The organism is Flavobacterium sufflavum (assembly GCF_004016525.1).
GTDB classification, from domain to species: Bacteria; Bacteroidota; Bacteroidia; order Flavobacteriales; family Flavobacteriaceae; genus Flavobacterium; species Flavobacterium sufflavum.
The window spans coordinates 12,135-25,237 of sequence record NZ_SACJ01000011.1 but is presented as its reverse complement, the minus strand read 5'-3'; the positions used below and the strand labels follow the sequence as shown (position 1 = coordinate 25,237).

Sequence of the window (13,103 nt, the reverse complement as noted above, 5' to 3'; positions counted from 1 at the left end):
ATTTGGAACACAGACTAAACGGATTCTAGAAATTACCACAGATTAAAAAAACTCCACTCTTATCCGCTAAATCAGAATTATTTACATTCAAAACAAAAAAAAACCTCCCGTTCCCAGGAGGTCATTTCTACTACAAATTACTATTTAAAACTAAAACTATTTCATTAAACGCACTTCATAAATACCCGTAATCGACGAATTCAGTTTGGCCTGAAATTTCACTTCTAACTGCTTTGCATTCGATTTTAAAACCTCAACCGGAATTTCAATTATTTTATCAATAAACTGATTCCCTTCTTTTCCATCCATCGCAATCGAAGCAACTAAAACGGAATTCAGATAAACATCAAAATTTCTGTTTTTATCCGAACCAAAATAAGTGATTCTCAACTTACGTGCTTCCAGTTTTGGATTTTTCAAATCATAACTAAAGAATCCCGTTCCGTTTCTATAATGACGTTCCTTATAAATTCCGGTGTCGGTTTTTTCACCTTTAAAATTATGGTCATTTTCCGGTTGTTGTTCACCAGCCGTAACTAAATCTACTGTTAGCGCTTCCAATTTCATTTTAGCATCTTCTCTTTCTTTCATTGCAGCCTGCAACTCAGGTAACTTTTCCTTTGTGGTATAAGGCCAATACAACATGTATCGCGCATCGTGAATTTGGAAAAAAGGCACTAATTGCAAATTCTTAAATTGATCCTGATAAATAATATCCGAAGCAGAATAACTAAAAGGTTTGTCTTTTATCTCTTTTAAAGATTGTGCCAAATCATTTGAATTAGAAACCAACATTGGTGCTTCTTCAATTGGATAAATTGGCCCGCTGGCAATATGTCCCATTCGGCTTCCATCAGCTCTTAAACCTGTTAAATCGGTCTCACCTGTAACAGCAGCTAAAACAATTGGTCCATGTACAAAAGAAACCCAGGCTGACTTATCCGGAAGTTGTTCTGCGGTATTGTGCATTGGCAGCACCACCGAAATCACATCTCCCGATTTCCATTTTCGATTAATTGAAACATAAGAATTCGCATCTTTTTCAATCGCTACTTCTTTGCCATTTACCTTAATTTTCATTTCTCCGTTCGTTATCCAGGAAGGATATCTAAACTTTACAGCAAATTTTTGTGCTTTTTTCAAATCCAATGTAAAGACTGATTGCTCTTCGAAAGGAAACTTTGTATTTTGCGTTAGCTTCAAACCTTTTTCTTTCCATTCTAAAGTAGAAGGAATAAAAAGATTCACATACAAATTGGTCGCATCATGGGCGTAAATCATTTCGCCATATTTTCCGTGATTTTCTAAACCCGAACCCACACAACACCAAAAAGATTCCTGTGGCTCCGAATACACACGGTAATGACGCGGACGGATAGGCGTAAAATACACAAAACCGCCATCAGGATGCTGCGATGATAAAATATGATTGTAAGTGGTACGTTCGTAATAATCCATGTATTTTGCCTTAGGATGTGCCAGAAACAAATGCTTACTCAATTTAAGCATATTGTAACTGTTACAGGTTTCCGGTCCTTCCCTAGATTCTAACATCGACGAAAAATCATTCGAAGGATTAAAATGTTCTCTCACACTATTTCCTCCTATAGAAATGGTTCTGTTATCCACTACTGTATTCCAAAAAAAGTTAGCCGCATCAACCCATTTTGCATCACCACCTACTTCTGCAACACGCATAAAACCGATAACTTTAGGAATTTGTGTATTGGCATGAATGCCATTTAACTTGTCTTCATTTTTCAACAAAGGATCTAAAATGGTCTTGTGCGAGAATTTCTCAGCCAAAACCAAATATTTTTTATCGCCCGTAATTGCAGCCACATCAGCAAAAACTTCGTTCATTCCGCCATGCTCGCTTTTTAGCATCAATTGGATTTGCTCATCCGAAAGATTAGCCACTAATTTCAAACACCAATCAGATAATTTGATTAGCATCTTTTTAGCTTTTTCATTCCCCGTTAGCTTATAAGCATCCACAAGACCCGCGTAAACCTTATGAACATTGTACCAAGGCACCCATTTTCCGTTTAACGAAAAACCACCTGCATCAATCTTGCCTTTAGCAATATCTGCCCATAACGCCTTACTTCCCGGAACACCACCTACATAACCATCCCCGTTTTTCAACTGGCATTTTTCCAACCAATCCAACATGTAATCCAAACGTTCTTTTATTTGTTGGTTTCCGGTTGCGGCATACATCTCCGACAAAGCCGAAAGATAATGTCCGCCAATATGCCCATCCAATCCCGTATTTTCCCAATTGCCATAATTGTCTTTTAAAGGCGTGATTCCAGCTTCTTTTAAATAAGGCGCCAACAATCTATCGGCATCGAGTGACAAGATATATTTCATATCCGTTTGTTGCGCCTTTTGAAAAGGACTTTCTAACAAACGAACAGAAGTTAACGGAAAAGATTGCAATTGTCCCGACTGCCCATAAGAAGTAGCGCTTAGTGTCAGTAAAACAACTGACCACAAGTTGTTTTTCATTTTGTTTAATATCATATCTTTTGTTTTTGGTTGGTTTATAAAACAAACTCCTCCTTGGTTTGTTTCTTAAATTATTATAAAGCTTTCAAGCTTAATTGAAAATATTTCTTAGTCAGTCTGAGCCTGTCGAAGACCTCTTTAAAACAATAAACAAACACTTCGACAAACTAGCAACTACATTTTTCATTAAAAGTGAAAAATTAGATTCACTAATTTTCTTTTTTGCTTGATCAAAAAAGAAACAAAAAAATCAAGTCTTACGCTTCCTCGTCGGTCAAATTAGTTTTCGAATGCTAAAAGAAAAGAACTCGCTAACGCTCAAACAACTTTTCTTTTTACGCATTCTTCAAACATTTGACGCTCGACTGCGAAAGCTAAGGACAACAGAAAAGAAAATTATTTCGATTTCATACGAATAAGTGTAAACGAATACGCAGGCATAACCGCCGAAAAGGATTCACTTATAGCAATGCTATCCGTTTTTGGCAAAGCTGTTTTGCTGTCTGGTGTTCCAGTTAATAAAGTACGACTTGCCTGTGAAGCTATTACTCCTAAATTTTTCAAATTCAATTGCGTACTCACCTCAACAGGAAGGATATTAACCAATTTCAAAATCAAATCATTGCTTTTAGTATCGCGCACTACCGAAACCCCGATACGTTTTCGAACCGATTCATTGGTGTCCGAAAGGGTAATGTTATTTGGCAAATAAACATCTCCTGCATTATTTCCGTACATTTTTTGGACCTGATAACCCACCGTTGGTTTTACTTCCGAATTATTAAAATAGATAATATCCGGATTCCATTGTGTATGCCCTTCTTTAGCAAGCATTGGTGCAATAGACGCCATACTTACCACATCGCCATTGCGTTCAATTGATGTTAAATATAGGGCTTCCGCCAAAGCAGTTTCGATATTATTAGGACGTCCCGGTAAAAAAGCAGCATATTCTCCAAGATATACTTTTGATTTCGAACGATCGTATTTATCATAAAAATCCTGATTATTGATAAACCAACCCACCGATTCATAATAATGTTCGTCCACCATTGGGATATTTAATTTATCGGCAAGAGCCCAACCTTCGTTATAATCTGTTCCTTCATAAAAAGGTCCAACCGTACCAATAACTGTAATTTCGGGATGTTTTGCTTTTACAGCATTAAAAATCATTGTAAAACGCTCTTCAAAAATATCTGTTATCAAATCTTCATTTCCTATCCCAACATATTTAAGATTAAATGGTTTTGAATGTCCTGCTTCAGCTCTTTTCTTTCCCCATTTGGTATTCACATCTCCATTGGCATATTCGATTAAATCCAAAATATCCTGAACATATTCATCCATCTCACTCATCGGAATTCCACCTTGTTGTCCTGCTCCTCCCGTTCCTGAATTCTGACATGGAACTCCAGCCGAAACTACCGGTAAAGGCACTGCTCCCATATCTTCACAAAACTGAAAATACTCAAAATAACCCAATCCCATCGATTGATGATAACCCCAAAGATTGCGTTGTGGTTTTCTGGATTCTAATGGGCCGATAGTATTTTTCCAATGATAAATATTTTCCAATCCATCACCATGAGCCACACATCCACCAGGGAAACGCATGAATTTTGGCTGAATGTCAGCAATAGTTTGAGCCAAATCGGCACGCAAACCGTTTTTACGTCCTTTGAATGTTTTTTGTGGAAATAACGAAATTATATCTAAGGCGATATTTCCTTTATTTTGAGGCACAATCTCCAATTTTGCATCGGCTACTGTTTTATTGGAAACCAAAACAGTGCTGTATTTTTTCCAATTTGCACTATTCGAATTAATTGTCGTTTCGGCATATTTCTCTCCATTCTTACCAACTAAACGGATGAGTAGTTTTGTATTGGCTCCAGCCAAATTTCGAGTAAACAATGAAAAATCATATTTCTCCCCTACTTTTAAAGCAATGCCATCAAAACCTTCATTGCTGAATCCTTTTCCAATTTCAGTTGTTTTCAAAACAGCATAATGCTTATTGTTTTCATGAATTGGCGAAAGCGAATCAATACTAAATGTATTTTGACTACCGGAAACACTCCATGCTTTAGTACTATTCCATGATTTATCGCGACCTTCTTTATCACTCAAAGCATATTCAAAATCACGATTCTGAATCAACTCAGCATACAATCCGCCATCGGCAGCATAATTGATATCTTCAAAAAACACCCCCGTAAGCATGTTACTTATTTTTTTACTTTGGGAAGCCTCTACAGTAATAGTTGCATTTAAGGCTTTTAGCGAAGCAAAACGACTAGCGTCAGTTTTTGAAGTTTCTCCATTTAATTGATTTTTATAAACTACCAATTGTTCATTCTTAATCAAATCATTAACCATATCCCAGGAAACTTTGTGTACAGTTCCGTTTTGAACAATCCCGGCAATGGCAATAGCCTCTCTTAAATCGGCACGCTCTGATTCCTGAATTGTTTTTGTAGTAGCATAATTCACAAAATTGCTTGTGGTTACAGCAAACAATCCATTTGCAGCATTAGCTGAACTCTTCCATGACACCGTAAAAACCCCATTATTTTGAGAAACTATCGGTTTCAGACAATTGTTATCTTGCATGACTGGAGGATACGATTGACGCCCCCATGTAATCAAATCTTTAGAAGCAGCATGAGCAAAAGTGCCATCTTTATCATTCAAACTCCATACGCAATGCCACATTCCGTCAGAAGCTTGAAAAAGATAAGGCGCTATCATCTTTTTTTGCGAACCCCATCTTCCATAATCAGAATATAAAAAATTATAATTCTGCCCTACCGAATGCCAATTTTTTCTATCGACGCTCCACGCAAATTGCAATCCTGTTCTTCCCGATAAATTTTCCGGTGTATAGGCAAATAAATATACTGAACCCGGATGGGCTAACTTTCTATTGTTGTTTGCAAAGGCCGGTAAGACCATTACAAAACTCATTATAAATGCAACAATTTTCAGTTTCATTTTATTTTTCATTGGTTTTATTCTTTATAAAATTTTGATTGGAATTAACAAATGTAAAAAAAACATTTATTAATTCAGGCTTTAATATCTAAAAATCTCGACTATCAAACAAACTAAAAAAAATACCCCCAAATAGTATCAAACTATTTGGGGGCAACTCTCATTTTAACCGTTATTCTATAATGTACAATTTACCAACCATTAATTTGTTTAGCTGCTGGATTTTTATCAAACTCTGATTGCGGAATTGGTAACACATATAATTTAGAAGGAAAACTTCGTGTTTCAAACGCATAACGGGTATATGTAATAGTATTTCCTGACTTAGTCATTTTCACCCCATATAAAGGCCCGTTAAGCAAATTTTCAGCGATTTTCCATCTGCGAATATCAAAAAAACGATGTTCTTCAAAGGCTAATTCTACCCTACGTTCATTTCTAATTTTGATTCGCATTTGGTCTTTTGTAAGACCGGTTGGTAAGAAAGGCATATCAACTCTATCCCTTATCTCATTTATAGCATCATAAACCGTTTGATCTGGTCCAGATTGTTCGTTTTTAGCCTCCGCATAATTTAACAATACTTCTGCATATCTGATAAAAATCCAATCTTGATCACAACTTTTAGAATAAATTGGATATTGTTCTTCATGAAACTTACGAAGAGCATAACCCGTTTTTGTATCCTCCGGTTTTCCTGTTATATCGGCACCTCCAGCATATAACTCCATAACATGTCCACGGAAGGTAGACCCATTATGAACTACAGTTGCTTCAAAACGAGGATCAAGGTTCACATAAGGATTACTTGCATTATATAAAGGAGAAGTTGATTGGGATTTCCCGTCAATCATTTCATAGCAATCAACAAAATTTTGGGTAGGAACATTACCTCCCCATCCAGCGTCACTACCTCCTTTAAAAGATGGTTGAGTATTAATAACATCAAAGCCGTTATTTACCCAAAAATGGGTTTTATCTGGAGCTTGAAATTTCTTTGCAAAAATTATTTCTTGATTATTTTTAGTTAGAAATAAGGTTCTATAATCCGCAAACAAGGTATACTCCTTATTTATCACTTTATTGGCAGCTTCTGCAGCAGCCGACCAACGCTCAGCATAAAGCAAAACACGACTTTCTAATGCGTATGCAGCACCCGAAGTAGCTCTTCCTGCTTCAATTTGTCCTTTTTTAGGAAGCATAGAAGCAGCCTTATCTAAATCACTTACAATAAAATCAACTACTTCATCATAAGTAGATCGGGGTATTTGAAAATCATCTTGCAACGTTAAGCTTTTATTTATAAGAGGCACCCCTGTTGGATCCACTCCCGTTGCTTTCATCCCATATAATCTTAAAAGTTCATGATAAATAAATCCTCTTAAAAAATAAGCCTCTCCCATAAGTCGATTTCTAAGAGACTCATCTCCAAGTCTTCCTAAATTCTCCAGAGCAACATTTGTTTTTCGAATCAAATTATAATAATCGCCCCATGTTTCACCCCAAGGTGTTCCTGAAGGTAAAAAATTTCCTGTTTGCATCTCATTTGAATGTGTCCAAGGCATACAAACGTCACCATCATCAGAAACACCGTCTAATAAATAGAGTCCCTTACCCCATCCTTGATAATTACGATCAAATCCCGATGGCATTTGTCCATAAATAGCATTAATAAACTGTGTTGCTCCTTGTGGATCTGTCCAAACTGTTTCTTCTGTAAGAGAATCTTTAGGTGTTTGATCTAAAATATCTTTTTCACAGCTTAATAATATTGTGATGCACATTAATACGCATCCAAACCATAATGATTTTTTAATTATTCTGTTCATTTTAATGCTTTTTTAAAATTTAAAGTTTACTCCAGCGTTCCAAATTCTAAACTGAGGATAATCCCATCCTCTTCCATTTGCATTCTCTGGATCATAATTTTTTATCTTTGACCATGTAGCCACATTATTTGCATTAACATAAATACGCATTCCTTGTATAAAATGCAGCTTTAATACCTCTACAGGAATATTATATGCTAATTCTATATTTTTAAGACGTAGGTAAGATGCATCTTTCATCCAAAATGAAGATTCAGCATGGTTAAGATTGCTTACATCGATTAGTACACGTGGTTCACTTGCATTAGTATTTGTTGGAGTCCAACGGTCTAAATTTGCTTTCAAAGCTCCAGAGCCAACAAAAAATGGCCATGCTCCTTCTCCTGCATAATATTGATTTACATTGGTAGCACCTTGTAATAAGAATGAAAACTCAAAATCTTTATATTGCAAATTTCCTGTATAACCAAAGATAATTTCAGGAGTATTAGATTTCCCAATAGCAACCCTATCTAGATCGTTTATTTTACCATCTTTGTTAATGTCTTCGTAACGAATATCTCCTGGTGCCGTATTACCAATTTGTGTAGGTGCACTATTTACTTCTTCTTGAGTTTGGAACAACCCAATAGCTTTGAATCCAAATGCAGTACCAAGGGGTAATCCCGTTCTTCTGATATTTGGATTTGTAGATGCAGCTTCATCAATAAAAACAATTTTGTTTTTCGCATAAGTGAAGTTTGCACTCATTGAATAGCGTAAATCGTCAGTTATAGTATTCTTATGCCCTAAGGTTAATTCAATCCCTCTATTATTAACTTTTGCTAAGTTTTCAATAGGTAACCCAACACCAAGAAGACTAGGAACAGAAAGATTTCTATCTGCCAAAATATCACTTCTTTTATCGAAAAAATAATCAATAGTAGCGGTTAGTTTCCCTTTCCAAAGAGTAGCATCTACACCAATATTAAGTTTTTTAACGGTTTCCCAAGTTACATCAGGATTTGACAAACGCCCCTCAACAATAGTTGGTTGGACATTTGCATTACCAAAAACTGCTGAACCATTTACATTATAAGACTGTAAATAAAGGAATCTTTGATTACCTAAACGGTCATTTCCTAATATCCCATAGGAACCACGAAGTTTTAAATAATTAACTATAGTAGAATTTTTTAAGAAAGATTCTTCGGAAATTATGTAACCTGCTGAAAAAGATGGAAAAAAACCCCAACGTTTACCTGGAGCAAATTGTTCCGAACCATCAGCTCTAAAACTACCTTCAAGAACATATTTGTTGTCATAAGACCAGTTAACCCTTCCAACAACACCTTGTCTTCCACTACTTCCTGAATAGCCATTATTATTACGGTTTACAGCAGCACCAAAATTCAATTCATCAATCCCTAAGGTATAACCATCTCTAGAAGCCCCTATAGAATTCCAAAGTTGTTTTGTCTGGGTATATAAAATTAACCCTGATATCTCATTTACCCCAATAGCTTTTTTGTAATTTAAATGGGTTTCTAAAGTAACAGCCTGATCATCAAAATGATCTTGAAATAATGAACTAGCACCTCTAGTTCCTTCTACAAAAGTTCCATCATTAAGTCTAATATAAAAAGGTGTTCTAGTAAAAGTCCAGTTCTTATTATCTGTAAAAGTTTTGTCATAAGCAGCAATAGCTTTTATTGACATGCCTTCGATAAACGGTAATTGTTGTTCTAATTCCACTCGGCCTCTAAATGCCTGTACACCTGTTTTTCTATATCCGTTTTCAGGTAAAGTTAAATATGACGGACCATTAGAATATTCTCCGTTTGACCATTTTATAGGACCTCTATTTGGTGGTGTTCCTGACATCCATCTAAACACTTCTGTTGATGCTACATTATTAGTTCGTTCATCTCTACCAGAAAGATCAAACGATAGTTTGGTTGTTTTTGTAACATTGGCATCTATGTTAGATCTAAAATTATATCTTTTAAAGTCGTTTGAAGGAATAATCCCTTCTTGTTTTAAATACCCCAGCGAAGTTGCATAACGCACTTTGTCTGTTCCACCAGTAGCAGAAAGGTTATAATTACGCATTATAGCCGTTTTCTTTAAAACAGAAAACCAATCAGAATCAGGATGTGTATCCGGACTAGAATGCGTAAGATACTTTTGAAGGTCATCTTGCGAATAAAGTGGTGCTTTCCCTTCATTTGCTAATGCTTCATTATATAACGATGCAAATTCATAGGAATTCAAAAATTCAGGATTTCGAGTTCTCTCTTGTACTCCAATATTACTGGAAAAATCGATTTGCATTTTTCCCTCAGCACCTCTCTTGGTTGTAACAAGAATTACACCGTTACCAGCACGAATTCCAAAAACTGCAGCACTTGCGGCATCTTTTAATATAGAAAAAGATTGAATTTCACTTGAGTTTATTTGAGCAAAGTCACTAGAAGAACGAACTATACCGTCTATAACATATATTGGTGATGAATCTCCTGTTGTGCCAATACCCCTGATAAAAATATTTGAAGCATCTTTTCCTGGTTCACCTGAACGTTGCGTGGCAATTATACCAGTAGCTTGTCCTACTAAAGAGTTACTTAAATTCGGTGATGGATTTCTAGCAATTGCTTTTTGATTAATCTCAGAAACAGAACCTGATATTTTACTACGTTTTTGTTCTCCATATCCAACTACAACAACTTCTTCCAGTTTAGATATATCTTCTTTCAAAGTTATATTGATCGTTTTTTGACCTGAAACCACTATTTCTTTAGTCGTATATCCAATATAGGAAATTACCAGAACATCAGTTTCGGAAGCAGTAATAGTATAATTCCCGTCAAAATCTGTAGTAGTGCTTTTATTGGTGTTTTTTATAAGTACTGTGGCGCCAGGTAAAGGAGATCCCTGTTCGTCTGTGATTTTACCTTTAATAGTAATTTCTGCTGCGACAGCATTCAATAATTTTCCATCCGATTGATTTTCGGAAGCTCTTTCTTTTTGCAACACAATTTGATTGCTTACTACAGAATAATTAATATTAAAAGGTTTTAACACTTTATCCAATATATCAGATAATGACTCGTCATTGGCATCTATACTTACCTTTTGGTTTAATTGAGTCATCCTCGAATTGTAAGAAAATTTGACATTGCACTTTTTTTCAATTTTAGACAAAGCAATGTCCAAATTCACATCCGTAATTGTAATAGTTAATTTGGTATCTAATTTGTTTTGCCCTTTCAGACTGTTTGCCATAGTGACACTTGAAAATACAAGAGCCAAGACAAATTGGAATAATGTTATCTTCATGATTCGAATGAGTAATCGTTGTTTTACTACGGTTTTTTTCATAATTTTGGTTTGTTTTATTAATACTATTTTGAGGGTATTTAAGAAACATTTCAAACCCACTTTGCAGAGTGAGGATGAATAATTTAGACATCGGCTATGTTGCAGCATGTAGACGTTTTATGTATTTGTTTTTATTACATAGGCAATTTCAATTTAGTTACATCCATTTTGATCAAATAATTATTTGGTTTCCGCACATCACATAATTGGAATTATTTCCAGAAGAGATACAAATTATTTTTAGTTTCACGGACAGAGGTTTACAGATAATAATCTTTGAATTTTCTCTGTTAAAAAAATCAATTTCTAATAAATATGCCTGTTCAACTATTCTAAAAATTTGTATCATATGAGTATCTTTAAATTCAAAACTTTACTAATCATTAGTACTTCTTAGTTTTTAGACAGCTCTTTATCCTGAAGAACATCAGTATTTTCTACATCACAAACTATTAAGATGACTCGGGATAAGACTTCTTTTATCTTTTATCTGTTAAACAAATTATTCAAGAAGGTATTAAATTGCACTACTTTTTGAGTTGTTGTTTCACCTACAATAAGATCATAATTGATTAAAAAATCAAATAGTATTTTTAACCAAGCTTCTTTTAAGGATAAAAAAGCCCTATAAAATTCATTATAATTACATAGGGCTAATCTAAATTAGATTAATTAATTCAGTATATTACAATTAAACATACTTGAATTAGTTATTCTTAATTATATCCAGGATTTTGCTCTAATACAGCATCCTTGTTAAGATTGATTTCACTTTGAGGAATAGGCAAGAGAACGTGGAAACTTTGTAAACCATTAGTAGTTTCAATTGCACCTCCTGCAAGAGGAGCCTTTCCTGTTAAAGTAGTAGCTCTTTGAACGAGTGTTCCTGTTCTAACAAGCGTCATTCGTCTATTTTCTTCTCCTATTAATTCTCTTGCTCTTTCATCTAAAATAAAATCTAAAGTCATATCACTCTCGCTTACTGTAGATGCGTTAGCTCTATTTCTTAAAACATTAATATCATCTGCTGCACCTTTAAAATTATTTTGTTTTAAACGAGCTTCAGCTCTTAACAAATAAGTTTCAGCCAATCTCATGATTATAAAGTCTTTTCTCATAGCATATCCAAAAATATCCCTACTATCTAATTGTCCCCATTTTTGCGTATAAGGTGCATATTTAAAAATAGTGTCGCTAGCAAATATTTTCAATTGGCTATTATCTGTCAATGTAAAAGTAGCATTCTGACCATAAGGAATCGGTTTTCCATATACAGTACTATATTTCGCATCTTTATTATTAAAATAATGTTGACGATGAATATTATATTTAGAATTACGCATATCATTCCCTTTATACAATCGATAAAGAACCCAATTATTCAATCTAATCCTACCAATTCCCCTACCTCCAAGAGTATCCGCAACAACCATTCCTGGCAGGTCATAATATGCTCCTACCCAAGCTCTACGTTGCTGAGGACTTCCTGAACTTCCTCCTGGAACATCCGTAGTATTTTCCTGCTCTATTACCCAGATAACCTCTGTATTCCCTTGGCTTCTTCTTTGATTACCAAATAAAAACATGTCAGAAAAAAGATCTCCTGGTTGATTTGCTTTTACTCCAAATCTAGCTGTGATAAGTTTAAAATTTAAACTATTAAAAATAGCATCACATTGTTTTTCTGCTAAATCAGGTTTATTTAATCTTAAATATACTTCTGCCAAAAGCTGGTTTGCAACAGCTGTATGAATTCTACTTTTATGCACTAAGTTTTTAACATTTGGCAAATGATCAACAGCAAACAATAAATCACTCACAATCAAATCATTTACATCTTGAATGGGAGCCCTTACAAAATCTGTTTTAGCACCAGTTATTGGTTCAATGACTAACGGTACTCCCCCAAAAAGAGTAGCTAACATATTATAAGAATAAGCTCTAAAAAAGTAAGCTTCAGCTTTAAAAGCATCAAGTTCAGTCTGATTCATACCTATGGTTGTTCCGCTTTCTGAGGACTTAACAATGATATTGGCATTATTGATAATTTTATACAAATTAGTCCATATTTTGCTTGTCCCATTATCTGTAGAAATAAGTTGCGAATAATCAAAAAATGGACGTGCCATACCATTTGACCTACCCGCAGGAGCCCATACTTCATCTGTCCCTACCACTGATGCAACAATAAATGTCTGATCTTGATCTGTAGTATATAAAGTACTTAAACTATTATGAAGTCCTATTACTGATGACTCAAAACCTAACTTATCTGTTAATGATTCTGGAGCATATTTATCTAAAACCTTTTCGTCCAAAAAGGAATCACTACATGCTGTGGTTAGTACTATTACACTAACTATACTCGATATAAAATTTATATATTTTTTCATGCTAATTCTT

The 13,103-nt window shown here is 34.8% G+C and carries 5 protein-coding genes; all 5 read right to left on the bottom strand.

The window, feature by feature from the left end:
• Positions 1-156: 156 nt before the first annotated feature.
• Entirely contained in the window at positions 157-2,529 is a 2,373-nt protein-coding gene (locus EOD40_RS14625; protein WP_231129639.1) for a glycoside hydrolase family 127 protein, read from the bottom strand.
• Between the two features lie 381 nt (positions 2,530-2,910).
• Positions 2,911-5,523 carry an alpha-L-arabinofuranosidase C-terminal domain-containing protein gene (locus EOD40_RS14620; protein WP_231129638.1) on the bottom strand — a complete coding sequence of 871 codons (2,613 nt, stop codon included), beginning with the start codon at positions 5,521-5,523 and terminating at the stop codon, positions 2,911-2,913.
• Positions 5,524-5,702: 179 nt separating this feature from the next.
• Complete coding sequence (locus tag EOD40_RS14615) at positions 5,703-7,340, bottom strand: RagB/SusD family nutrient uptake outer membrane protein (protein WP_128196781.1); 1,638 nt, start codon at positions 7,338-7,340, stop codon at positions 5,703-5,705.
• Positions 7,341-7,352: 12 nt separating this feature from the next.
• On the bottom strand, positions 7,353-10,700 hold the full coding sequence (locus EOD40_RS14610) for a TonB-dependent receptor (protein WP_164905489.1): 3,348 nt from the start codon (positions 10,698-10,700) through the stop codon (positions 7,353-7,355).
• A gap of 716 nt (positions 10,701-11,416) precedes the next feature.
• Entirely contained in the window at positions 11,417-13,093 is a 1,677-nt protein-coding gene (locus EOD40_RS14605; protein ID WP_128196778.1) for a RagB/SusD family nutrient uptake outer membrane protein, read from the bottom strand.
• Between the last annotated feature and the right edge of the window lie 10 nt (positions 13,094-13,103).